This is a genomic window from Streptosporangium sp. NPDC000563, from assembly GCF_040299985.1.
Classification (GTDB): Bacteria; Actinomycetota; Actinomycetes; order Streptosporangiales; family Streptosporangiaceae; genus Streptosporangium.
Window position 1 is genome coordinate 292862 of sequence record NZ_JBEPDA010000003.1, and the last position, 23481, is coordinate 316342.

The 23481-nt window shown below is 69.8% G+C and carries 20 protein-coding genes; 10 read left to right on the forward strand and 10 right to left on the reverse strand.

Annotation, left to right across the window (positions count from 1 at the left end; genetic code table 11):
* Positions 1 to 62: 62 nt before the first annotated feature.
* The gene (gene miaA / locus ABT352_RS12050; RefSeq protein ID WP_350944620.1) at positions 63 to 968 is read right to left on the reverse strand and encodes a tRNA (adenosine(37)-N6)-dimethylallyltransferase MiaA; all 906 of its coding nucleotides are present in this window, start codon (positions 966 to 968) and stop codon (positions 63 to 65) included.
* A 73-nt stretch (positions 969 to 1041) separates the two neighbouring features.
* Between miaA and ABT352_RS12055 the strand changes: the two genes are divergently transcribed.
* Positions 1042 to 1344 carry an antitoxin gene (locus tag ABT352_RS12055; protein ID WP_350944621.1) on the forward strand — a complete coding sequence of 101 codons (303 nt, stop codon included), beginning with the start codon at positions 1042 to 1044 and terminating at the stop codon, positions 1342 to 1344.
* A 43-nt stretch (positions 1345 to 1387) separates the two neighbouring features.
* Here ABT352_RS12055 and ABT352_RS12060 read toward each other — a convergent pair whose 3' ends face one another.
* The 4 genes from ABT352_RS12060 to miaB form a co-directional block, all read right to left on the reverse strand.
* A complete protein-coding gene (locus ABT352_RS12060; RefSeq protein WP_350944622.1) occupies positions 1388 to 1915 on the reverse strand; it encodes a methylated-DNA--[protein]-cysteine S-methyltransferase in 528 nt (175 codons plus the stop codon).
* A gap of 88 nt (positions 1916 to 2003) precedes the next feature.
* Complete coding sequence (locus ABT352_RS12065; RefSeq protein ID WP_350944623.1) at positions 2004 to 2672, reverse strand: class III extradiol ring-cleavage dioxygenase family protein; 669 nt, start codon at positions 2670 to 2672, stop codon at positions 2004 to 2006.
* A 185-nt stretch (positions 2673 to 2857) separates the two neighbouring features.
* A complete protein-coding gene (locus ABT352_RS12070; protein ID WP_350944625.1) occupies positions 2858 to 3409 on the reverse strand; it encodes a hypothetical protein in 552 nt (183 codons plus the stop codon).
* A gap of 583 nt (positions 3410 to 3992) precedes the next feature.
* The gene (gene miaB, locus ABT352_RS12075; protein WP_350944626.1) at positions 3993 to 5486 is read right to left on the reverse strand and encodes a tRNA (N6-isopentenyl adenosine(37)-C2)-methylthiotransferase MiaB; all 1494 of its coding nucleotides are present in this window, start codon (positions 5484 to 5486) and stop codon (positions 3993 to 3995) included.
* 166 nt (positions 5487 to 5652) lie between these two features.
* On the opposite strand from miaB, the gene ABT352_RS12080 reads away from it, so the two are divergent.
* The 6 genes from ABT352_RS12080 (at position 5653) to ABT352_RS12105 (ending at position 11832) form a co-directional block, all read left to right on the forward strand.
* Positions 5653 to 6333, forward strand: coding sequence for a Uma2 family endonuclease (locus tag ABT352_RS12080; RefSeq protein WP_350944628.1), 681 nt, complete (start codon positions 5653 to 5655; stop codon positions 6331 to 6333).
* Between the two features lie 83 nt (positions 6334 to 6416).
* The gene (locus tag ABT352_RS12085) at positions 6417 to 7172 is read left to right on the forward strand and encodes an amino acid ABC transporter ATP-binding protein (RefSeq protein ID WP_350944629.1); all 756 of its coding nucleotides are present in this window, start codon (positions 6417 to 6419) and stop codon (positions 7170 to 7172) included.
* A 55-nt stretch (positions 7173 to 7227) separates the two neighbouring features.
* Positions 7228 to 8049, forward strand: coding sequence for a glutamate ABC transporter substrate-binding protein (locus ABT352_RS12090; RefSeq protein WP_502992858.1), 822 nt, complete (start codon positions 7228 to 7230; stop codon positions 8047 to 8049).
* 60 nt (positions 8050 to 8109) lie between these two features.
* Complete coding sequence (locus ABT352_RS12095) at positions 8110 to 8778, forward strand: amino acid ABC transporter permease (protein WP_350944631.1); 669 nt, start codon at positions 8110 to 8112, stop codon at positions 8776 to 8778.
* A gap of 5 nt (positions 8779 to 8783) precedes the next feature.
* Complete coding sequence (locus ABT352_RS12100) at positions 8784 to 9716, forward strand: amino acid ABC transporter permease (protein WP_502992859.1); 933 nt, start codon at positions 8784 to 8786, stop codon at positions 9714 to 9716.
* A 238-nt stretch (positions 9717 to 9954) separates the two neighbouring features.
* Positions 9955 to 11832 carry a S9 family peptidase gene (locus ABT352_RS12105; protein ID WP_350944634.1) on the forward strand — a complete coding sequence of 626 codons (1878 nt, stop codon included), beginning with the start codon at positions 9955 to 9957 and terminating at the stop codon, positions 11830 to 11832.
* Positions 11833 to 11898: 66 nt separating this feature from the next.
* On the opposite strand, the gene rny is transcribed toward ABT352_RS12105, so the two are convergent.
* The 3 genes from rny to recA all read right to left on the reverse strand — a co-directional run bounded on the left by rny (position 11899) and on the right by recA (position 15789).
* Positions 11899 to 13515: a ribonuclease Y gene (gene rny, locus ABT352_RS12110; protein WP_350944636.1), complete on the reverse strand. Its 1617-nt coding sequence runs from the start codon at positions 13513 to 13515 to the stop codon at positions 11899 to 11901.
* Positions 13516 to 13801: 286 nt separating this feature from the next.
* The gene (recX, locus tag ABT352_RS12115; protein WP_350944638.1) at positions 13802 to 14638 is read right to left on the reverse strand and encodes a recombination regulator RecX; all 837 of its coding nucleotides are present in this window, start codon (positions 14636 to 14638) and stop codon (positions 13802 to 13804) included.
* Between the two features lie 14 nt (positions 14639 to 14652).
* Entirely contained in the window at positions 14653 to 15789 is a 1137-nt protein-coding gene (gene recA / locus ABT352_RS12120) for a recombinase RecA (RefSeq protein ID WP_389769913.1), read from the reverse strand.
* Positions 15790 to 16407: 618 nt separating this feature from the next.
* Between recA and ABT352_RS12125 the strand changes: the two genes are divergently transcribed.
* Positions 16408 to 16683 (forward strand): hypothetical protein, encoded by a 276-nt coding sequence (locus tag ABT352_RS12125; protein ID WP_350944639.1) that lies wholly within the window; start codon positions 16408 to 16410, stop codon positions 16681 to 16683.
* A gap of 7 nt (positions 16684 to 16690) precedes the next feature.
* On the opposite strand, the gene ABT352_RS12130 is transcribed toward ABT352_RS12125, so the two are convergent.
* Together ABT352_RS12130 and ABT352_RS12135 are read right to left on the reverse strand one after the other, a co-directional pair.
* Positions 16691 to 16885: a DUF3046 domain-containing protein gene (locus ABT352_RS12130; RefSeq protein WP_350944641.1), complete on the reverse strand. Its 195-nt coding sequence runs from the start codon at positions 16883 to 16885 to the stop codon at positions 16691 to 16693.
* A gap of 183 nt (positions 16886 to 17068) precedes the next feature.
* Positions 17069 to 17557, reverse strand: a complete 489-nt coding sequence (locus ABT352_RS12135) for a VOC family protein (RefSeq protein WP_350944643.1) — start codon at positions 17555 to 17557, stop codon at positions 17069 to 17071.
* 286 nt (positions 17558 to 17843) lie between these two features.
* Between ABT352_RS12135 and ABT352_RS12140 the strand changes: the two genes are divergently transcribed.
* A complete protein-coding gene (locus ABT352_RS12140; protein ID WP_350944644.1) occupies positions 17844 to 22775 on the forward strand; it encodes an ATP-dependent helicase in 4932 nt (1643 codons plus the stop codon).
* Between the two features lie 262 nt (positions 22776 to 23037).
* Entirely contained in the window at positions 23038 to 23181 is a 144-nt protein-coding gene (locus ABT352_RS12145) for a hypothetical protein (RefSeq protein ID WP_350944646.1), read from the forward strand.
* The last annotated feature ends 300 nt before the right edge of the window (positions 23182 to 23481 follow it).

The following is a 23481-nucleotide window of genomic DNA, read 5'->3' on the forward strand; positions in this document are numbered from 1 at the left end:
CGTCCGCACCCCGGCCGGTCACCCACGCCCGTATCCGCTCCCCGGCCGGTCACCCGGAGCGGTCAGCCGCGAATCGCGGCGAGCGCGCGCCCCAGAAGGTCGGGCTCCTGCTGAGGAAGCCAGATCACGCGAGGATCGCGGCGGAACCACGACTCCTGGCGGCGGACGAACCTCCGCGTCGCCCGCACCGTCTCCTGCTTCGCCTCCTCCTCGGTGCACTCCCCGCCGAGGAAGCGCAGCACCTGCGCGTACCCGAGGGCACGGCTCGCCGTACGGCCTCCGGCGAGCCCGCGCGCGGCCAGCTCCCTGACCTCGTCCACCAGCCCGGCCCGCCACATGTGGTCGACCCGCGCCTCGACCCGGGCGTCCAGCGTCGCCCTGGGCACCTCCACCCCCAGCTGGACGCTCTCGTAGACGGCGTCGTACGACGGCATCGTGGCCGAGAACGGCCGCCCGGAGATCTCGATGACCTCCAGCGCGCGGACGATCCTGCGCCCGTTGCCGGGGAGGATGGTCTCGGCGGCCTTCGGATCACGCTCGCGGAGCCGCTCGTACAGCGGGCCGGGGCCTCGCAGGTCGAGTTCGGCCTCCAGCCGGGCGCGGACCTCCGGATCGGTACCGGGGAACTCCAGGTCGTCCAGAGCGGCCCGCACGTACAACCCTGATCCGCCCACCAGGATGGGCACGACCTCCTTCGCCCGCAGGTCGTCGATGAGCGGCCGGACCAGCGACTGGTACTCGGCCACGCTCGCGGTCGTGGTCACGTCCCAGATGTCCAGCAGGTGGTGGGGCACTCCCCTGCGCTCCGCCACGGACAGTTTCGCCGTTCCGATGTCCATTCCTTGGTAAAGCTGCATGGAGTCGGTGTTGATCACCTCGCCCCCCAGTTCGAGGGCGAGATCCACGGCCAGGTCGGACTTTCCGGCCGCGGTCGGGCCGACGACGGCGATGACGGGTAGCTGAGGCACGAGGTAAGTCTGCCAACTCCCCGGGTATGGATGAGAGGCGATGTGTCCTCACATCGGAATTGGGGGATTCACCATGTCGATCCTCGACAAGGTCAAGCACATGCTGGGTGGCGGCGCCAAGACCGAAGAACTCGCCAAAAAGGGCATCGACAAGGCGGAACGGTTCGCCAAGAAGAAGCTGGGGCCGAAGCACGCCCAGCAGGTCGACACCGCCGCTCAGAAGGCCAGGGAGATGGCCGACAAGATCGACGAGCCGGACCGCACCACACCGCCGGGTACGACACCCGCGCCCGGACGCACCACACCTCCCGGACCTTCCGGGCGGGGAGACACCGCGTCCGGTCCCGGCACAACACCGCCGCCCTCAGGGCCCTAGACGATCCGTCGACGATTTGCCGGGCCGATTCCGGTCCCCGGCGTCAGTCCCAGTCGAGCATCGGCTGCAGGTAGCCCTCCAGGGTCAGCAGCCAGCGCTTCGACTCCACCCCGTCGCCACCGCTGAACCCGCCGAGCCCGTTGCCCGCGACCACCCGGTGGCACGGCACGATGACGGGGATCGGGTTGGCTCCCATGATCGACCCGATGGCCCGCGCGGGAACACCCGTCCCGCTGCGGGCCGCCAGCTCCCCGTAGGTCACCGCCTTGCCGTACGGGACCGTCTCGTACAGCGTGCCGAGCACCCTGCGCTGCACCGGCGAGGTCAGCCGCCAGTCCAACGGCACCCCGAAGACCTTCAGCCTGCCCGCGTAGTAGTCGCCCAGCTCGCCGAGCACGGCCGCCGTCATGCCGGGATCGTCCGTCTCCTCCAACCCCAGCCGTTCGAGCAGGCGTGCCCTGAACCGGGACGGATCCTCCCAGCCGACGCTCACCACGCCGTCCTCGGTCACGGCGACGGCCATGTCCCCCAGCCGCGTCGGAACGCTCCCGAACGCCACGGTCCCCGCCATCGGCCTCGTCTCCCCTTCGCGAGATCGTCGTCACCGACGCCTCTGGCGCCATCCCCGTCCGCCACGGTACAGCCACTTCCCTGCGGGATCACTCCGTCCAGCGGGCGACGAAATAGCCGACGCCGTAGGGCGCGTCGTCGTAGAGGACCTCGCCGCGCAGGGCGCCTCGGCACCCGCCGAGAACCTGCAGGGCCGCACGGCCCGCGACCCACAGCACGGCGGCCTCACCGGGGTCGAGCGCCGGGATCTCGGCGCGGGCCAGTGCCTCGACGATCGCCCGGTTGTACGGTTTCGCGCGGGGGTCCAGATATCCGGGGGACTTCTCGGTGAGGCAGGCCGAACCGTCGGCCATGACGAGCATCGCCACGCGACCGGCCGTGGCCGCCAGCCGCTCTCCCAGGGCCGCGCACTCCCCGGGAGAAGCGTCGAAGGAGATCGCGTGGAATCCCGAAGCGGTCAGACGCTCCGCGTCGAGGAGGCGGCGTCCGATCGTCAGGGACAGCGGCAGGACAGGCTCCCCCTCGCCGCCCCGGACGTCGACGCCCCAGGGCGCGAGGCTTCCCGCCGCGTCCGCGCCGTACGCCGCGGTTCGGTCGGCGCCTCCCACCACCACGACCTCGTCGGCTCCCGCGCCGCGCAACGCCCCGATCGCGGCCGCGCAGGCCGCCCTGAGGTCGTCGAGCTCCGAGGCCGCGGCCCCGGCCAGCTCGGGGACCAGCAGCGGGGGATGCGGGCACACGGCCGCGGCGACAAGCACCTCGCCAGACTAACGGAGCCCTCCCCCGGCGACCGTCTCGCGGTCTCGCGGCGAGGATGGTCTTACAAGATCCGGAAACGCGCCGGGGCGCGGTGCTTCTCGCACCGCGCCCCGGCCGTACCGATCATCTTTGGCTCATCGACCCTGGGTCAGTAGCCGCTCATCTTTGGCTCATCGACCCTGGGTCAGTAGCCGCCGACGGGCCCCTGGGGATGCACATAGCCGGCAGGGCCGTCGCTCAGATCGCCCTCCTGGGTGCCCTGCGGCTTCTGCGGGCTGCTCTGCCGCTGCTTCGACGGCTTGTCCTCCGCGGGCCTCCCGGCGGCCGGCTCGTTCCCGCCCGTTCCGCCGCCCCCGGCGTTGGCGTTGGCGTTGGTGTTGGCGCCTGAGCCACCGCCTCCGGTGGACGTGTCATCGCCTCCGGAGGCGACGTCCGCGCTCTTCTTCGGCTTCTGCTTCTCGTCCTGCGGCGAGCTCTGGTCCGGCTCGGGCTCCTGGACCGCCTCCTGGGCGCTGTCCGGCACCGCCGGCACTCGGGGATCGTCGCCCCCGGCGTTCACGAAGGCGAAGACGGCACCTCCGCCCAGGAGGGCGGCGGCGAGCACGGAGAAGACGGCTATGGCCAGGCCGCTTCTCCGTCGGGGCTTACGGGATTTACGTGACTGTCTGGGCTCGTCGGCGGGTCCGACGATGATCTCTGGTTCCTCGGGACTGCCCGAAGATGGAGGGACGTGCATGGGGAAAACTCCCTGCGGTTCTCGGGGGGAAACCTCCACGGCTTCCGCGGGTGCTGAACCACAGTAGCCACAGCAGGGAAATGCTCGCACATCAATCACGGATGAATCACGAAATATCATCCGTTAAGGGGCCGACGGCTACGGCGCACAGGTACTCCCTGGCAGGAGCGTCGGCGCTGCCGAAATCACCGCCCCCACCGGGGGTTCCGGCGATTCGATCATGGAATCGCACCGCTCGGAGAAGCATCCCAAAAACAATCGGAAGATCTCCTCCGAAGTGAGCAAATCCGAGAAAATCCCTCCTTCAAGGAGAGGGAGCGACGGTCCTCCAGCCGAGGGCACAGGCCCCTGCCGGGAGACGAGCGGGACCTTCTCACCGGGTGGAGCGGGGATTGCGATGACCGGATGCGCCGTGAGCCGCCCCACCGTTCGGCCCGAGCGCTCGCGGCCCACCGACCCCGGAGAACGCCCTCGGCCGCGACGACGAGGCCCGGGGATCACCGGGACCTCGCGGCCGACGACCGTCGTGTCTCCCGAAGGTCCCTCGGAAGGGCGGGACCCCGGAGGTCGGGAGACCGGACCCTCAGGAGACGGAGCAGCCCGAGGCCTCGGGGAGCGGGGCGGGGCGGCCGATCGAGGGCATGCCGAGCATGACCCCGGAACCGGCCCCGGCGGGGGCGCCCTGACGCGCCTGCCAGGCGTCGCCCGCGCGGGTGCGGCGGAGCCTCAGAGCCGGACCGTCGGCGACCAGGTGATGCGGCGCCGCGTACGTGACCTCGGCGCTCACCACGTCACCGGGACGCGGAACCTCCGCACCGGGGGTGAAGTGCACCAGACGGTTGTCGGGGGCCCGCCCCGACATACGGTGGGTCGCCTCGTCCTTGCGCCCCTCGCCCTCGGCGACCAGCACCTCGAGCGTCCGGCCGACCTGCTTCTTGTTCTCCGCCCAGGAGATCTCGGTCTGCAGGGCGACGAGCCGCTCGTAGCGCTCCTGCACGACCTCCTTGGGAATCTGGTCGTCCATGGTGGCGGCGGGGGTGCCCGGCCGGATGGAGTACTGGAACGTGAAGGCGTTGGCGAACCGCGACTCGCGCACCACGTCGAGGGTGCCCTGGAAGTCCTCCTCGGTCTCGCCGGGGAAGCCCACGATGATGTCGGTGGAGATCGCCGCGTCGGGCATCGCCGCGCGGACCCGCTCGATGATGCCCAGGTAGCGCTCGGCCCGGTAGGAACGGCGCATGGCCTTGAGGACCCGGTCGGAGCCCGACTGCAGCGGCATGTGGAGCTGGTGCATCACATTGGGCGTCTCGGCCATGGCCGCGATCACGTCGTCGGTGAAGGCCGCCGGGTGCGGGCTGGTGAAACGGACCCGCTCCAGCCCCTCGATGTCGCCGCAGGCCCGCAGGAGCTTGCCGAAGGCGAGCCGGTCGCCGAACTCCACGCCGTAGGTGTTGACGTTCTGACCGAGGAGGGTGATCTCCAGCACGCCCTGGTCGACCAGGGTGCGCACCTCGTTCAGGATGTCACCGGGACGGCGGTCCTTCTCCTTGCCGCGCAGCGCGGGCACGATGCAGAACGTGCAGGTGTTGTTGCATCCCACGGAGACCGACACCCACGCGGCGTAGGCGGACTCGCGCTTGGTCGGCAGCGTGCTCGGGAAGGTCTCCAGGGATTCCTTGATCTCGACCTGGGCCTCCCGCTGGACGCGCGCCCGCTCGAGCAGCACCGGCAGCGAGCCGATGTTGTGGGTGCCGAACACCACGTCCACCCAGGGCGCCCTGCGGACGATCTCCCCCTGGTCCTTCTGCGCCAGGCAGCCGCCCACGGCGATCTGCATGCCGGGGTTGCCCACCTTCGAGGGACGCAGGTGGCCGAGGTTGCCGTAAAGCTTGTTGTCGGCGTTCTCCCGTACGGCACAGGTGTTGAACACGACCACGTCGGCCGTCTCCCCCTGGGCGGCCGGGACGTATCCGGCGTCTTCCAGGAGGCCCGACAGGCGCTCCGAGTCGTGCACGTTCATCTGGCACCCATAGGTACGGACCTCGTACGTGCGGGCGCTCTCCACGGTGGCAGTCATCTCACGACAAGGGTAGGCGCTCCGCCGAACCTTCAGGTACGCCCTCGACCCACCGAACTCCAGGTAATCGAACGGTCACCCGGCGTCAATCTTCTCGCTAAGCTGGGGTTCCAAAGCCGCATGCGAGAATTAGGACTCGACCGACAGCTGAGAGTGGTGAGCCACGATGGCGATGCTCGTGCAGACCTCGGAGGCCCCGATGAAGGCCAAGAAGCCCGTCCAGAAGCCACGCAAGAAGCCGCAGGCGCCCGTGGCCCCGGCGGCGAGCTTCTGGGAGACGCCCGGCGAACTCAGTGTCGATGAATGGTTCGAGCTCAATTCACGGGACGACGGCGGTCGCTACGAGCTCATCGACGGGAGCCTCACTGTGTCTCCTGCTCCACCCGCCCAGCATCAGTGGATCGGCGACCGGCTCCGCCGGTTTCTGGAAGACGCCGCACCCGAGGAACTGATGGCCATCACCGCTACCGGACTCCTCCTGGATTCCAGGCCTGGCGTTATTCCAGACGTCATGGTGGTGGAGAGGCAGCCGATCCGCAACGGCGCACAGCTCATAGACCCGGAGTGGGTGCACATCGTCGTGGAGATCGTTTCCAGGTCCACCACGGCGATGGATCGGATCATCAAACCAGCCAAGTACGCACAGGCGGGGATACCTCACTTCTGGCGCGTCGAGATGAAGCCATTCCGAGGACAGGGATCCGACGAGCTTCCCGTGATCTTCACATATGTCCTCGACGAGAACGGCGAGTACCAGCTCATCCACCGTGTCGCCACCGGAGCGACCGTGGACCTGACGGAGCCGTTCAAGTTCAGGGTTGACCCTGAGGCTTTGAGCAGGATTTGATGATCAAGGCGTGAGCAGGACGTGATCTGATCGGTACCGCAGGGTTAGCCTCAGGTGCCCTTTACAGAATTACGTTGTCCAGCATGACGGAGAACGGGGACAAGACTCCTCTGGTCGTGCTTGAAGGTGTCAACAAGCACTTCGGCAGCCTGCACGTCCTTCGGGACATCAATCTGACGATCTCCCGCGGCGAGGTCCTCGTCGTCATCGGCCCGTCGGGCGGCGGCAAGTCGACCCTCTGCCGGACGATCAACCGGCTGGAGGCGATCGACGAGGGGACCATCACCTTCGACGGGCAGCCGCTCGCGGTGGAGGGCAAGACCCTGGCCAAGCTCAGGTCCGAGGTCGGGATGGTGTTCCAGTCCTTCAACCTGTTCGCCCACAAGACGATCCTCGAGAACGTCACCCTTGGGCCGATCAAGGTTCGCGGCGTCGCGAAGGAGGCCGCGGAGCGGCGGGGCATGGAGTTGCTGGAGCGGGTCGGTATCGGCGCCCAGGCGTCGAAGTATCCCGCGCAGCTCTCGGGAGGCCAGCAGCAGCGCGTGGCGATCGCCCGCGCCCTGGCCATGGACCCCAAGATGATCCTGTTCGACGAGCCGACCTCGGCACTCGACCCGGAGATGGTCCAGGAGGTGCTCGACGTCATGATCGGTCTTGCCCAGGAGGGGATGACGATGATGGTCGTCACCCACGAGATGGGCTTCGCCCGCCGCGCGGCGAACCGCGTGGTGTTCATGGCCGAGGGCCAGATCGTGGAGGAGAACACCCCCGAGGAGTTCTTCACCAACGCCCGGACCGACCGGGCCAAGGATTTTCTTTCCAAGATCCTCACTCACTGACGGCCTGCTCACCCCTGATGTTCCTGATGTCCCTGACGAAAAAGAGGTAGCAAGAATGCGTGTACGTCGTATTGGAGCCGTGGTCATCGCAGCCGCGGCGGCGCTGGCCGGCCTGACCGCGTGCGGCGACGACGGCGGCAGCGGAGGCGACAAGTTCGTCGTGGGAATCAAGGTCGACCAGCCCGGTCTCGGCCAGAAGCAGCCTGACGGCTCCTTCAAGGGTTTCGACGTCGATGTCGCCCGCTATATCGCCAAGGAGCTCGGCTACACGGACGACAAGATTGAGTTCAAGGAGGCCATCTCGGCCAACCGTGAGTCCTTCATCCAGCAGGGCCAGGTCAACGCTGTGATCGCGACCTACTCGATCACCGACGACCGCAAGAAGAAGGTCGCCTTCGCCGGCCCGTACCTGGTCACCGGCCAGGACATCCTGACCCGGGCGGACGACACCACGATCAACAGTGTCGAGGACCTCAAGACCAAGAAGGTCTGTGGCGCCCAGGGCTCCTCCTCCCCCGCCCGCCTGGTCGAGAAGTTCGGCGACGAGTGGAAGAGCGGCTTCCTCACCGAGCAGCAGGGCTACGGCGCCTGCCTGCCGCTGCTGGAGAACAAGCAGGTCGACGCGATCTCCACCGACGCGACGATCCTGGCCGGCTTCGCCACCCAGTCTCCCGGCAAGTTCCGCCTCGTCGGCCAGCCCTTCTCCGAGGAGAAGTACGGCATCGGCCTGAAGCTGGAGGACACGGAGACCCGCGAGAAGGTCAACGCGGCCGTGGAGAAGATGTTCACGGACGGCAGCTGGAAGAAGGCCATCGACGCCAACTTCGGCGAGTTCGGCAAGTTCTTCACCAACCCGCCGACCGTCGAGCGCTACTGATTCGGTCACACCTCGGCCGGGGCGTACGGACGCCCCGGCCTGTGACCACGGGAGGGATGAGTGCAGGCACTCTTCGATGAATACCAGGTCATTCTGGACGCTTTCTGGCTGACGATCCGGCTCACCCTCGCCAGCGGCCTGGTGGCGCTCGTGCTCGGGACGATCCTCGCGGGCATGCGGGTCAGCCCGCTGCCGGTCCTTCGCGGGATCGCCACGGCGTACGTGAACACCCTGCGGAACACCCCGCTGACCCTGGTGATCGTGTTCTGCGGGCTGGGGCTCGGCCTGGTCCTGGACGTCTCGTTCTCCGAGAGCCTGTCCACCAACTACCTGTGGCTCTCCATCATCGGACTGTCCGCCTACACGGCGGCGTTCGTCTGCGAGGCGATCCGCGCCGGGATCAACACGGTCCCGGTCGGCCAGGCGGAGGCGGCCCGTGCCATCGGGCTCACCTTCGGACAGAACCTGAGGCTGATCGTGCTGCCCCAGGCGTTCCGCGCGGTGATCGCCCCGCTGGGCAGCGTCCTGATCGCGTTGATCAAGAACACCACGATCGCCGCGGCCATCGGGGTGGGTGAGGCGTCCCTGACCATGAAGACCCTGTTCGAGGCGCACGGCGACGCGGTCATCCAGATCTTCGCCGGGTTCGCGCTGGGCTTCCTGATCCTGACCCTGCCGACCGGGCTGCTGTTCGGGTGGCTCGCCAAGCGCCTGGCGGTGGTCCGATGACCGCGGTGACCACGGAGCGACCCCCGGCACGCAAGCGGCGCGCCGAGAGCTCGGAACGCGTCAGCGTCCTGTACGACATTCCCGGCCCCAGGGCCCGGATCCGCAACAACGTTCTCACCGTGCTCGTCATCCTCGCCGTGCTGTTCGCGGTGTACGTGATGGTGACCAAGCTCGGCGAGAAGAACCAGCTCAGCGCCGAGTTGTGGACGCCGTTCCTGCGCGGCGACGTGTGGATCAACCTGATCCTGCCCGGCCTGGTGAACACGCTCACCGCGGCCGCGGTCGCCGCCCTGATCGCGGTGCCCTTCGGGTTCGTCTTCGGCATCGGCAGGCTCTCCACGAACGCCTGGATCCGGCGCGCCGCCGGTGCGGTCGTCGAGTTCTTCAGGGCGATCCCGCTGCTGATCATGATCTTCGCGGTGATGTTCGGCGGCAGCGCGGTCTTCGGGCTCACCGTGACGCCGTTCTGGGCGGTGGTGATCGGCCTCGTCCTCTACAACGGCTCGGTGCTGGCGGAGATCGTCCGGGCGGGCATCCTGTCGATCCCACGGGGGCAGAGCGAGGCCGCGCTCGCGGTCGGCATGCGTCCCGGCCAGGTGATGCGGATGATCCTGCTGCCGCAGGCGGTCACGGTCATGATGCCGGCGATCGTCGCGCAACTGGTGGTCCTCCTGAAGGACACCGCCCTCGGCTTCATCGTGTCGTTCGAGGACCTGCTGAACGCGGGGGCACGCGTGCTGCCCTCCAACTTCAACAACATCATTCCCGCTGTGATCGTCATCGCGATCATCTACATCATCATCAACGTGATGGTGGGCGCCGTCGCCACCTGGCTGGAGAGACGGAGCCGTCGCAGCAGGAAGACCGCGGCCAAGCCGATCGCCCGGCCCGACTCGCCGACGGCGGTCGAGGACGGCCCCGGCAACCCCGCGCCGTAGGAGCCACGCCGTAGGAGTACGGCAGCCGAAGGGCGGTCACCGGATCCGGTGACCGCCCTTCCGTGTGACAGGTGGGTAAAAACCTCCGCAGGCCGATTTATGCCAGAGATCGGGCCAACCGCCCTCACCTCATCATTCCCCCTGATCTCACGGCCCGCTCGGTTCACCGACGGCATATCTCCGATGACGCGAGCGTGATACCGGCGACACGCGACGGGTTATCGGGCAGGATTACGCCATGTCCCCCGAGCAGGTCGTCCTGCCGTACGCCACGTGGCCGTCGCCGGTCTCCACCTCCGACGTCGCCCGTTCCGGGCTGCGCCTCGGATACCCGACTGTTCTCGGCGAGGAGGTCTGGTGGACCGAGGACCGTCCCGCCGAGGGCGGACGGACCACCATCATGCACCGCAGTGCCGACGGAGCCCAGCGCGAGCTGCTGAGCGCGCCGTGGAGCGCCAGGACCAGGGTCCACGAGTACGGCGGGCGGTCGTACGCGGTGGTGCCCGGCGAGGGCGTGGTGTTCACCAACTTCGTCGACCAGCGCCTCTACCTACTGCCCGCCGGCGGTGAGCCCAGACCCCTCACGCCGGAGCCCGAGGAGCCGGCCGGCCTGCGCTACGCGGACCTGGTCGTCCACGACGGGCAGATCTGGTGCGTGAGGGAGCGCCACGACGACGGCCGGGTGAGCCGGTCGATCGTGTCCATCCCGCTGTCCGGTGAGGACGCGCCGCGCGAGCGGGCCGGCGGCCACGACTTCTACGCCTTCCCCACCCTCTCCCCCGACGGCGAGCACCTCGCCTTCGTCTGCTGGGACCACCCCCGGATGCCGTGGAACGGCACCGAGTTGTGGGTCTCCCGGCTCGCCGACGGCACCGCCTGGAAGGTGCGGGGCGGCGTCTCCGAGTCGGTGCTCGCCCCTCAGTGGCGTGACGAGCAGAGCCTCTACCTGATCTCCGACTGGTCGGGCTGGTGGAACCTCTACCTGGTCGGGATATACGGCACCGAGCCAAGGGCGCTCTACCCGGCGGAGGAGGAGTTCGCGGGTCCGCTGTGGCAGCTCGGCGCGGTGCCGTACGCACCGATGGCCGACGGGAGCCTCGCGGTCCTGCATGGGCGGGGCAACCTGCGTCTGGGGGTCTTCGACCCGGACAGCGGCGTGCTGAGCGACCTGGACGTGCCCTACGAGGGCTGGGACGCGGTGCTCGCCACCGACGGGCACGCCCTGGTCGGAATCGGGTACGGTCCCGCGCTGCCCCGGTCCATCATCCGGGTCGACACCGTGACCGAGCGGGTGGAGGAGCTCCGCAGGGACGTCAACGAGCTGCCCGACGCCGGTTACCTGCCACTCGCCAGGCCCGTGGAGTTCGAGACCCGGTTCGGGCGCGAGGTGCACGCGTTCCTCTACCCTCCGTCCAACCCCGAGGCGCGTGGCGAGGGCCCCGCGCCGTACGTCGTGTTCGTGCACGGCGGGCCGACCGGGCACAGTGTCGGCGCACTCGACCTGGAGAAGGCGTTCTTCACCAGCAGGGGCATCGGTGTGCTCGACGTCAACTACGGCGGTTCCACCGGCTACGGCCGCGTCTATCGCGAGCGGCTGCACGGCCAGTGGGGCGTGGTCGACGTCGAAGACTCGATCGCCGCGGCCGAGTGGCTGGCCGCGGAAGGTCTGGGCGACCCGGCGCGGATCGCGATCAGGGGCGGCAGCGCGGGCGGATGGACGGTCATGGCGGCCTGCTGCGCGTCCGAGGCGTTCGCCGGGGGTGTCTCCTACTACGGCGTGAGCGGACTCGCCAACTTCAGCGCGACCACCCACGACTTCGAGTCACGCTACGTCGAGTGGCTGATCGGCCCGGAGGATCCCGCCCTGTACGCCTCGCGCGAGCCTGTCGGCCGCGTGGCGGGGGTGAGCTGTCCCATGCTGCTCCTGCAGGGGCTGTCCGACCCGGTGGTCCCTCCGGCGCAGTCTCAGGCCTTCGTCGACGCTCTCACCGAACGCGGCGTCCCCTGCACCTACCTCACGTTCGAGGGCGAGGCCCACGGGTTCCGCCGCGCCGAGACCCGTAGTGCGGCCCTCGCCACCGAGCTCGCCTTCTATCAGCAGATCTTCCACTCCTGACCGGTCGGCGAGGTCAGCGGCTCAACGGGTTTTCAGCGGTTCGGCGGGGGCGACGGTTCGGCGGGGTCAGCGGGCGAACTCGGTGGCCCGCGATTCACGGACGACCGTGATGCGGATCTGGCCGGGGTAGGTGAGCTCCTCCTCGACCTGTTTGGCGACATCTCGGGCGATCACCTGGGCCTGGATGTCGTCGACCGCGTCGGGCTTCACCATCACCCTGATCTCCCGCCCCGCCTGCATGGCGAAGACCTTCTCGACGCCCTCGTAGGAGGTGGCGATCTCCTCAAGCCGCTCCAGTCGCTTGACATAGGCCTCCAGCGACTCGCGGCGGGCTCCGGGGCGGCCGCCGCTGATCGCGTCGGCGGCCTGGGTGAGGACGGCCTCGACCGTCTTGACCTCGACCTCGTTGTGGTGGGCCTCGATGGCGTGGACGACGTCCTCGTGCTCGCCGTAGCGTCTGGCGATCTCGGCGCCGATGAGCGCGTGGCTGCCCTCGACCTCATGGGTGAGCGCCTTGCCGATGTCGTGCAGGAGCGTGCAGCGCTTGAGCAGTGTCGTGTCGAGCCGCAGCTCGGCCGCCATGATTCCGGCGATGTGGGCGGACTCGATGAGGTGACCGAGCACGTTCTGGCCGTAGGAGGTGCGGTAACGAAGCTGGCCGAGAAGGGTGACCAGCTCGGGATGCATATCGGTGATGCCGAGCTCCACCAAGGCGTCCTCACCGGCGCGCACGCACAATTCCTGGACCTCCGCCTTGCTGCGCTCGTGGGCCTCCTCGATGCGCTGCGGATGGATGCGCCCGTCGAGGACGAGTTTCTCCAGGGTCAGTCGCGCGGTCTCCCTGCGGACCGGGTCGAAGCACGACAGCAACACGGCTTCCGGTGTGTCGTCGATGATCAGGTTGACGCCGGTGGTCGACTCGAAGGCGCGGATGTTGCGGCCCTCACGGCCGATGATGCGCCCCTTCATCTCGTCACCCGGCAGGTGCAGAACGCTCACCACGGACTCGGCGGTCTGCTCGGTGGCCACCCGCTGGACCGCCAATGTGACGATCTTGGTGGCGCGCTTCTCACCCTCCTTGCGGGCCTCGCTCTCGATCTCCCTGATGATCAGCGCGGCCTCGCGCTTGGCCTGGTTCTCGATCTCTCGGACCAACTCGGCCTTGGCCTGGTCGCTGGTGAGTCCGGACACCCGCTCCAGGATGGTCTTACGCTCCTCGGCGACCCGTTCGAGATCCTCACGGCGGTCGGCCAGCTCGACCTCCGTCTCGGCGAGCTTGCGGGCCCGGTCGGTCTGGCGCCTGGCCTCCTCGTCGAGACGCTGCTCCCGCTCGGCGAGCCGGTTCTCCCTGCGTTCGAGGTCGGACCGGAGCTCCTTGAGCTCGTACTTCAGGATCTTGCCCTCGGCCTCGGCCTCCTTGCGCATCTCCGCCGCCGCCTCGACCGCCGTCTCCGACTTGCGCAGGAGCTCTCCGGCGTCATCCCTGGCTCTCGCCCGAATGTCGGCGGCCTCGCGCCTGGCCTCCTCCAGATGGGTCTCGGCCTCGGCCTCCTGCTCAGGGGTGGGGCCCTTCTGCACGGGCCCGGCTCCACCGATACGACGCAGCAACACGACCAGCACGGCTGTCATCACGGCGAGAGCCACAACCGTCACTACCAACATGACGACCACGACCGGATCCATGCGCGCCTCACCTTCCTCGCGTCGCAAATATCAGGCACACGAGGGGTCACACGCACGGCACGGAAAGTCCAGGTGGCAGCGCTGTCGGGACAGAAGTGACCCCAGAGGGGATCACCTACCGGCTCTTCCCGCCGGTCCGTCGTTCCGTCCTCATCCGCCAAGCCTGTTTGCCCGTACTACACCGCTATGACAATCCGCACTGCGCGGAGTAACTCCTCACTGCCGTTGAGATTAAGCGTCAGAGAGGTAACGAGCAAGCAAAGACCCGCTGTCAAGCTGCTTTGGACTAGTCAAGCGGATAGCCCGAATCATCCGTGAATGACGATGTTTCCGCACCCTCGTCCTCCAGCACTTCGCGGATGACGCGAAAGGCCAGGCCGGGGCCGTATCCCTTCCGGGCGAGCATGCCGGCCAGTCTGCGAGTCCTGACCGCGGGCTCCAGGCTTCGGGTCGAGGAGAGCTTGCGCCGAACGAGGCGACGGGCGGTCTCCGCCTCCTCCTCGGGATCGAGCTGATCCACCGCTTCCTTCACGGTCTCCTCTTCCACCCCGCGATGGCGGAGCTCCGAGGCGAGGGCCTTTCTGGCGAGCCCCCGCCCGGCGTGGCGTGAACTCACCCATGCCGCGGCGAACGCCTCGTCGTCGATGAGTCCGACCTCGGAGAAGCGGTCCAGCACGGCGTCCGCCGCCTCCTGTGGCACCTCACGCTTGCGCAGCGCCTCCGCGAGCTGGGCTCGGGTGCGCGGCGCCATGGTCAGCAGCCGCAGACAGATGCCTCGCGCCACCGCCTGCGGGTCGGCCTCGGACTTCCGGCTCACCCCGGCCCGCTCGGCCGATCCGTCGGACCCGCCTGGTCCGTCGGGGCCGTCGGATCCTTCGGGAAGGAAACCCGGGGTAGCCCTCCCTGAGCGCCGCCCGCCACGACGGGAGGCACGTTTCCTCCGGCCGCGGGGTGCGTCGCCCGCAGCTTCCGCGGTCTCCTCGCGGAACCCTTCCTCGAAAGCGGACGAACCGAAGTCGCGCCCACGCCTGCCCGGTGAGGCCGCCCGAGGTTCGTCGGGCCAGGCGCCCCAGTCTCTCGGCCCGGCCTGGTCGGCCGGACCGGAGTCAGGTCCCGTCGTCATCGATCAGCCCGGACTCAGGCGTCACCCGGCTTGGGAGTGGCGGCCTTGGAACCGCGACCGGACCCGGCGGAAGACGCGGCACCGGCCGCACGGCCGGACGCGGCGGCCGGGGCCGAAGCCGCAGGGACGGGCGACGGGGCGGCCGGGCTGTCAAGGCGCGGGCCGACACCCAGCTTCTCCTTGATCTTCTTCTCGATCTCGTTCGCCATGTCCGGGTGGCTCTTGAGGAAGTTTCGCGCGTTCTCCTTGCCCTGGCCGAGCTGGTCACCCTCGTAGGTGTACCAGGCGCCGGACTTGCGGACGAAACCGTGCTCGACACCCATGTCGATCAGGCCACCCTCGCGGGAGATGCCGACGCCGTAGAGGATGTCGAAGTCGGCCACCCGGAAGGGCGGGGCCATCTTGTTCTTGACGATCTTCACCCGGGTGCGGTTGCCGACCGCCTCAGTGCCGTCCTTCAGCGTCTCGATGCGGCGGATGTCGAGACGGACCGAGGCGTAGAACTTCAGCGCCTTTCCACCGGTCGTGGTCTCGGGCGAACCGAACATCACGCCGATCTTCTCGCGGAGCTGGTTGATGAAGATCGCGGTGGTGCCGGTGTTGTTGAGCGCGCCGGCGACCTTGCGCAGCGCCTGGGACATCAGGCGGGCCTGGAGGCCGACGTGGCTGTCGCCCATCTCGCCCTCGATCTCGGCCTTGGGCACCAGTGCGGCGACCGAGTCGATGACCAGCAGGTCGACGGCGCCGGACCGGATCAGCATGTCGGCGATCTCCAGCGCCTGCTCACCGGTGTCGGGCTGGGAGACGAGCAGCGCGTCGGTGTCGACGCCCAGCTTCTGGGCGTACTCCGGGTCGAGCGCGTGCTCGGCGTCGATGAACGCGGCGATGCCGCCGCCGCGCTGGGCGTTGGCCACCGCGTGCAGGGCGACCGTGGTCTTGCCCGAGGACTCGGGACCGTAGACCTCGACGATGCGGCCGCGTGGGAAACCTCCGATGCCGAGGGCCACGTCGAGCGCGATGGAGCCGGTGGGAATCACCTCGATGGGAGCCCGGGTCTCGTCGCCCAGGCGCATGATCGAGCCCTTGCCGAACTGACGCTCGATCTGAGCGAGTGCGGTCTCAAGCGCCTTCTCGCGGTCGTTAGCTGCCATGGGAGCCCCCTGAAGGGTCGCGGGTTGGATCGGTTGCCAGAAAGCTACGGGGTGCCGCCGACATTTTCGGGAGGGCACGCCAGGAGTGGTGGCCTGTTCAATATAGCCGAACGACTGTTCGATCGCCGCCCGTTGGCACCACGGGTTGCGGGAGTCGCGAACCATCGCGGAGGTCACCCGCGCACGACCGGGCGCGACCGGGCGCCGACGAACACAGACGGACGCGGACGAACACGAGTGGGCGCGGACTGCGGGTCCGCCTTGACGGTCCAGATGTCGCGTGGCGGTCCGACGAACACGGGGGCGCGGACGGCGGAGCCACCGGCGAGGCGTGCGTGACACCGGGTGCGACAGGCATCATCGGGCATGAATGGCTACGAAACACATGAATAGCCGGTAACTGGCATAGAACACCACAGGTCTACGCAACCAGGCACGGGCGGCGGGGCCGCCGACGAGGCGCGTGGCGCCAGGCGCCGTGGGCACCGGCGGCGGGAGAACCGCCCCGGAGAACCCGGAACCCATCCGAAAGGCGACATTTCCAAGAATTACCTGGAGCCTGTTGTAACCGGGCTGACCTGGGGTGATCCTGAGGGGAAACGACCCGAGGTGCCCGACGTGCCCAACGCGTTCACACAGCAACGCCTAGCCCATCTCGACTCCCTCGCCGCCGAACTGCGACAACGGGGGATGGCGAGCCGCACCCTCGGCGGCACCGCCCCCGTGCTGTGGGTGTGGCATCCCGACAGTCACCGGCAGACGATCGTCTTCGCCACGCCGGTCAAGGACGGCTGGCTGTTCCTGTGGGCACCGGACGGCGAGGAGAGCGCCGACGATCCCGCGCACGCGGCCGAGGTGGTGGAGAGGCTCCTCGTCCCGCTTCCCGAATCCTGACCGGCTCTCAGCGGAGCCTGGGCGAGACGTCGGTCACCCCGCACACGGCGTGCCAGACCTCCTTCGCCCCCACGCCGTCGGCCAGCGCCTGGACCACGGTCCGGCCGCCGAGGTCGGCGATGACGTAGTCGTTGGCCCATGAATCGGCGTACCGGTCACCGAAGTGTGACTTCATCCGCTTCCAGAATTCCGACAGGCGCATACCCCAAGTATGGGTCCACTCCGGGGTGGGGGAGCCCGTTCCGAGACGCCGCCTGACCGCGAACCACCCCGTCTCCCGATCTCCCGTCCAGGCCCGCCGGGACCGGGACGGGAGACGTACGGGGAAGGGCCGTCGCCGGTGAGAACGCGGGCGGCCGAGGTCCGGGGTGAGGAGGCGGAGTCGTCAGAGCACTCGGGAGCCGTACATCTCGCCGAGGGGGTCGGCGAGCAGCTCCAGGCGTGCGCCGTCGGGGTCGGCGAAGTAGATGGACGCGCCACTCTCGACCTGGTGCGGCACTCCCGCCGCCTCCAGCTTGCCCCGCAGGCGCTCCCACGTGGAGGGATCGACGGAGATGGCGATGTGGTGGAGCCCGCCGAGAACCTCTTTGTAGGGGCCGAGGTCCAGGCCGGGGAAGTCGAAGAAGGCGAGGAGGTTGCCGTTGCCGATGTCGAAGAAGAAGTGGTTCGACCCCCGGTAGTCGCGGTTCTCGAAGATCTCCGTGAGCGGGAACTCCAGGAGGTCCTGGTAGAACGCGATCGTCGTCTCGACGTCGGAGGAGATCAGCGCGAAGTGGTGCAACCCCCTCGCGCTGCTCGGAGGGCGGTGCTCCCTGAGGTGCTCCGCCTTGATCCGCTCGCGTGTCGCCTCGATGGCCTGATGGTCGATGCTCACCGTTAGCTCACCACTCAATGCGTCGTGTGTTCGTCAAAGTCGTGTCCGTGACGACAGGGGGCCAACCTATCCCGGACGCCATGTCATGGCCGCAGGGCGTCGGGAAGACCCCCGGGAGACGTGATCTCCCTCGTTCCCGCCGCGAGGCCGGTTCGTGTGTCCGCAGGTGACGCGCGGTCCGTCCACTCCCGCCCGCCGGTCGGCGGTGGCGGGTTCTGTCGGTGGGACCGTGCAGTATGGGCGGTGACCCGGTTGGTCGGCCGGACCGGGAGCCAGGGGGGCGGCGATGAGCGAGACAACGGGCACGGGCGGCGCGCTCGACCACTTCACCCGGATGACCAGAGACTGGTTCACCGGGGCGTTCTCCGCGCCGACCGCCGCGCAGGAGGGGGCGTGGGCGGCGATCGCCCGGGGTGACAACACCCTGGTGGTCGCGCCCACCGGCTCCGGCAAGACGCTCGCCGCCTTCCTGTGGTCGCTCGACCGGCTCGCCTCCGCCCCTCCCCCCGACGCCGAGACCTCCGGTACGGGTCAGGCGGGCGGTGCGGGCTCGCGGCGCGGGCGGGGGCGTTCTCGCGGGGACGGCGAGCCGGCGAGGCGGTGCCGGGTCCTGTACGTGTCGCCGCTCAAGGCTCTCGCCGTCGACGTCGAGCGCAACCTCCGGGCCCCGCTCGCCGGGCTGAGGCAGACCGCGCGGCGGCTCGGTCTGCCGGTGCCGGAGATCTCGGTGGCGATCCGGTCGGGCGACACCTCCCCCGAGGAGCGGCGCCGGTTCGCGACCAGGCCGTCCGACATCCTGATCACCACCCCCGAGTCGCTGTTCCTGCTGCTCACCAGCCAGGCCCGCGAGGCGTTACGCGACGTGGATACGGTCGTCGTCGACGAGGTGCACGCGGTGGCGGCCACCAAGCGCGGCGCGCACCTCGCCCTCAGCCTGGAGCGGCTCGACACCCTCCTGCCCAGGCCCGCCCAGCGGATCGGCCTGTCCGCGACCGTGCGCCCGGTGAGCGAGGTGGCCGCCTTCCTGGGTGGGACGCGCCCGGCGACAGTGGTCCAGCCGCCCTCCGAGAAGGAGATCGCGGTCGAGGTGGTCGTCCCGATCGAGGACATGACCGAGCTCGACACACCTCCCCCCGCCCCCGCCCCCGACGACGACCGCTGGCTGACGGAGACCCCGGCCAGGCGGTCGATCTGGCCGCATGTGGAGGAGCGGCTGTTCGAGCTGATCGGCGACCACGCTTCCACGATCGTGTTCGCCAACTCCCGGCGGCTCGCGGAGAGACTGTGCACCCGCCTCAACGAGCTGGCGTGGGAGCGACGGGACGACGGCGGGGAGCGGGCGGCGGAGGAGGGCGCGGGAGCGGAGCCGGTGCACTGGGCCGAGGGGTTCCCCGTGCCACCGGCCTCCATCTCCACCCCTGCGGCGATGATGGCGCAGGCCGGTGCGGCCAAGGGGGTCGTCCCTGAGATCGTGAGAGCCCACCACGGTTCGGTGTCGAAGGAGGAGCGCTCCCAGATCGAGGAGGCGCTCAAGTCCGGGCGGCTGCCCGCCGTGGTCGCGACCTCCAGCCTGGAGCTCGGCATCGACATGGGCGCGGTCGACCTGGTGGCGTGTGTCGGGGCACCGCCGAGCGTGGCGAGCGGCCTGCAGCGGATCGGCCGGGCCGGGCACCAGGTGGGGGCCGTCTCGCGCGGCGTGATCTTCCCCAAATACCGGGGGGACCTGGTCCAGACGGCGGTGGTGGCCGAGCGGATGAGGAGCGGGGAGATCGAGGATCTGCGCTACCCGCGCAACCCCCTCGACGTGCTCGCCCAGCAGATCGTCGCGATGACCGCGCTGGACGAGTGGACGGTCGACGAGCTGGAGGAGGTCGTGCGGCGGGCCGCCCCCTACCGGACGCTGCCCAGGAGCGCGCTGGAGGCGACGCTCGACATGCTCGCCGGGCGATACCCGAGCGAGGAGTTCGCCGAGCTGCGGCCGCGCATCGTCTGGGACCGGGTGACCGGCACCCTGCGGGGCCGTCCCGGAGCCCAGCGGCTCGCGGTCACCAACGGTGGCACGATCCCCGACCGGGGGTTGTTCGGAGTGTTCCTGGTCGGGGAGAAGTCCTCCCGGGTGGGCGAGCTGGACGAGGAGATGGTCTACGAGTCGCGGGCCGGGGACGTGTTCGTGCTGGGCGCGACCTCCTGGCGGATCGAGGAGATCACGGCCGATCGGGTGCTGGTCACGCCCGCCCCCGGCCAGCCGGGAAAGCTCCCGTTCTGGCACGGCGACACCGCGGGGCGGCCCGCGGAGCTGGGGAGGGCCATCGGCGCGTTCCTCCGCGAGATGTCGGCGGCGGGCGCGGACGCCGGAGTGGGAGGCGGGGGCACCCGGAGCCCGGGGACGGGAGCGGCGAAAGCCGAAGACGGAGCGGCGGAGGCGAGAAGCGCCGGAGCGGGAGGGACGGGGAAGACCGGAGCGGGAGGCACGGGAGACGGAGAGAGGAGGAAAGCGAAAGCGGGGGACGGGAAGACGGGTAAGGCCGAAGCGGGCGACGCGGCGCGGGAGGGCGCCCTGGAGAGGATCAGGGCGGCGGGACTGGACGAGTTCGCCGCGGCCAACCTGCTCTCCTACCTGGCCGAGCAGCGGCAGGCGACCGGCTACGTGCCGGACGACAGGACGTTGCTGGTCGAGCGCTTCCACGACGAGCTGGGCGACTGGCGGGTGGTGGTGCACTCCCCGTACGGTGCCCGGGTGCACGCGCCGTGGGCGCTGGCGATCGGGCGGCGGCTGCGGGAGCGCTACGGCGTCGACGTGCAGGCCGTGCACTCCGACGACGGGATCGTGCTGCGTGTTCCCGACACGCTCTCCGATCCTCCGTCCGATGTCGCGATCTTCGACGCGGACGAGATCGAGCGGATCGTCACCGAGGAGCTGGGCGGCTCGGCGCTGTTCGCGGCGCGGTTCCGCGAGTGCGCGGGAAGATCCCTGCTGTTGCCGCGCCGCGTGCCGGGCAGGCGGTCGCCGCTCTGGCAGCAGCGGCAGCGCGCCTCACACCTGCTGAGCGTGGCGGGCCGCTACGGGTCGTTCCCGGTGGTGCTGGAGACGATGCGCGAGTGCCTCCAGGACGTGTTCGACGTGCCGGGGCTGGTCCGGCTGATGCGTGACATCGAGGCGCGGCGGGTCCGGCTGGTGGAGGTCGAGACCGGCCAGGCGTCGCCGTTCGCGGCGTCGCTGCTGTTCAACTACATCGGCGCGTTCATGTACGAGGGCGACGCCCCGCTGGCCGAGCGACGCGCCCAGGCTCTCGCGCTCGACACGAGCCTGCTGGCCGAGTTGCTCGGCCAGGCGGACCTGCGCGAGCTGCTCGACCTCGATGTGATCACCGACACCGAGCGGGAGCTGGCCCGGCTGGACAGGCCGCTGCGCGACGCCGAGGACCTGGCCGACCTGCTTCGCTCCCACGGCCCCCTCGTGGCCGAGGACGTCGGCGTGCGCGAGGGCGACCCCGCGTGGCTGACCGCGCTGGAGGGCTCCCGGCGGGCCATCAGGGTGCGGGTGGCGGGGCAGGAGCGGTGGGCGGCGATCGAGGACGCCGCCCGGCTGCGCGACGCGCTCGGCGTGCCGCTGCCCGTGGGTGTGCCGCACGCGTTCCTGGAGCCGGTCGACGATCCGCTGGGCGACCTGCTCGCCCGGCACGCCCGTACGCGCGCCCCCTTCCTCGCGAGCACCGCCGCGGCCAGGTTCGGCCTCGGTGCCGCGGTCGTCACCGAGGCGCTGCGCCGCCTGGCCGCCTCGGGGCGGGTGGTGAGCGGGGAGTTCAGGCCGGGGGGCCGCGGTGAAGAGTGGTGTGACGCGGGGGTGCTGCGGATGCTGCGCCGCCGGTCCCTCGCCAGGCTCCGCAAGGAGGTGGAGCCGGTCTCCCCGGAGACCCTGGCCGCCTTCGCGCCCGCCTGGCACGGCATCAGCGGCTCTCCCCCACGGGGCAGGCCGCCGATCGACGCGCTGGTGGGCGCGATCGAGCAGTTGCAGGGTGCGGCGGTGCCCGCGTCGGCGTTGGAGACGCTCATCCTGCCCTCGCGGGTGCCCGGATACGACCCGTCGCTCCTGGACGAGCTGACCGCCTCGGGCGAGGTGGTCTGGGCAGGGCAGGGGTCCCTGCCCGGCGGTGACGGCTGGGTGTCGCTCTACTTCGCCGACACCGCGCCGCTGCTGATGCCCCCTCCCGCCGACGTCACCCTGACGCCGGTGCACGAGGCGGTGCTGGAGGTTCTCGGCGGCGGGGGCGCGCTGTTCTTCCGCGAGCTGGGCAGCCGGGTCGGCGCGCTCCTGACCGGTTCCGTCCCGGACGACCGCGCCCTGTCCGCCGCCGTGTGGGATCTGGTGTGGTCGGGCCGGATCACCGGTGACACGCTCGCGCCGCTGCGGGCCGTCCTCGGAACGGGACGCCCCGCGCACCGCCCGGCCCCGACCAGGCGCCGTCGGGCGGTGCTGCCGACGAGGAGCGGCCCGCCCACCGTGAGCGGGCGCTGGTGGGCACTGCCCGCCCTCGCGGAGGACACCACCCAGCGCGCCCACGCCCAGGCCGAGGTGCTGCTGGAGCGACACGGCGTGGTGACCAGGGGAGCGGTGACCGCCGAACGGCTGCCGGGCGGGTTCGCCGCCGTCTACCAGGTGCTTCGCGCCTTCGAGGAGAGCGGCCGATGCCGTAGGGGTTACTTCGTGGAAGGGCTGGGCGGCGCCCAGTTCGCCCTTCCCGGCGCCGTCGACCGGATGCGCTCCACATCCCTCTCCCCCACCTCGCCGGAGACGGCGCCGGCGCCCGACCCGTGGAGCACGCGGAAGCCGGAGAGGGCGGAGGCGAGCACCCGGCGGGCGGTGGTGCTGGCGGCCGCCGACCCGGCCAATCCGTACGGCGCGGCCCTGCCGTGGCCCGCCCATCCCGGGGAGGTGTCCCACAAGCCGGGCAGAAAGGCCGGGTCCCTGGTGGTGCTCGTCGACGGGCACCTCGCCCTCTACGTCGAGCGCGGCGGCAAGACCCTGCTCTCCTTCTCGGGTGACGATCGTCTCCAGCCCGCCGTCGACGCCCTCGCGCTCGCCGTGCGCGACGGCGCCCTGGGCAAGCTCACCGTCGAGCGGGCGGACGGCACCGCCGTCAACGACTCCCCCCTGGGCGCGGCCCTGGAGTCCGCCGGGTTCCATCCGACCCCGAGAGGGCTGCGTCTGCGGGCATAGGGCACCGTGACCTGTCGTCCGGTCCCATCTCGCGTCGACGCGCGTGCCACGTGACCTGTCATCCGGCCCTCGTATCGATACGTGCGCTCCATGTCCCGTTGTCCGGTCCCGCCCGTATCGATACGCGCGCTCCATGACCCGTCATCCGGTCTTGCCCGTGTCGGCGCGTGTGCTCGGCGAGGCGATTGCAGTCGTCCACCACTGGTTCGCAACCGGAGGTTGGGACATTGGCCGCGTTGTCAGATCGAAAGGGGAAACAACGATGGCCAAGGCCAAGCCTCAGCTGTCCGAGCTGGCCGGGATCGGCACCGAGCTGGAGGAGAGCCAGCTCGCGCAGGTCAACGGTGGGTACTACTGGGATTTCTACCACTGGGAGGACTTCGCCCCCGGTGGCTGGGCGTACTGACGCCGCGCGGGTAGCCGGACAGGCATGAGAGGACGGGGCGTGGTCGTCGACCGCGCCCCGTCCGTTTTCTCTTCACCCGTTCCTTCCGGCCCTCTCCGAAAGAGGGCCGGGGTTACGCCGCTCAGGACGGGGTCGTCGTCTTCCTGATCGGTTCCGGGAGTAAGCCATCCGGCGGACTCCCGGTGGTGGCCGCCGGCAGGTGAGCACTCTGTGTTCCCTGGCCTTGAGTCCTGATGAAAGACCGCGCCTCTGCCGGCCGGCCGGGAGAAGTGATCGCTTTCAGCGTGGAGACCCCGCCTT

Coding starts and splice junctions, on each gene's coding strand:
- ABT352_RS12070 (WP_350944625.1), bottom strand. CDS start 3,409: ATGCACGTCCCTCCATCTTCGGGCAGTCCCGAGGAACCAGAGATCATC.
- rny (WP_350944636.1), bottom strand. CDS start 13,515: ATGGATCCGGTCGTGGTCGTCATGTTGGTAGTGACGGTTGTGGCTCTC.
- ABT352_RS12090 (WP_502992858.1), top strand. CDS start 7,228: ATGCGTGTACGTCGTATTGGAGCCGTGGTCATCGCAGCCGCGGCGGCG.
- ABT352_RS12060 (WP_350944622.1), bottom strand. CDS start 1,915: ATGGCGGGGACCGTGGCGTTCGGGAGCGTTCCGACGCGGCTGGGGGAC.
- ABT352_RS12130 (WP_350944641.1), bottom strand. CDS start 16,885: ATGCGCCTGTCGGAATTCTGGAAGCGGATGAAGTCACACTTCGGTGAC.
- ABT352_RS12140 (WP_350944644.1), top strand. CDS start 17,844: ATGAGCGAGACAACGGGCACGGGCGGCGCGCTCGACCACTTCACCCGG.
- ABT352_RS12105 (WP_350944634.1), top strand. CDS start 9,955: ATGTCCCCCGAGCAGGTCGTCCTGCCGTACGCCACGTGGCCGTCGCCG.
- ABT352_RS12080 (WP_350944628.1), top strand. CDS start 5,653: ATGGCGATGCTCGTGCAGACCTCGGAGGCCCCGATGAAGGCCAAGAAG.
- ABT352_RS12055 (WP_350944621.1), top strand. CDS start 1,042: ATGTCGATCCTCGACAAGGTCAAGCACATGCTGGGTGGCGGCGCCAAG.
- recA (WP_389769913.1), bottom strand. CDS start 15,789: ATGGCAGCTAACGACCGCGAGAAGGCGCTTGAGACCGCACTCGCTCAG.
- ABT352_RS12085 (WP_350944629.1), top strand. CDS start 6,417: ATGACGGAGAACGGGGACAAGACTCCTCTGGTCGTGCTTGAAGGTGTC.
- miaB (WP_350944626.1), bottom strand. CDS start 5,486: ATGACTGCCACCGTGGAGAGCGCCCGCACGTACGAGGTCCGTACCTAT.
- ABT352_RS12145 (WP_350944646.1), top strand. CDS start 23,038: ATGGCCAAGGCCAAGCCTCAGCTGTCCGAGCTGGCCGGGATCGGCACC.
- recX (WP_350944638.1), bottom strand. CDS start 14,638: ATGACGACGGGACCTGACTCCGGTCCGGCCGACCAGGCCGGGCCGAGA.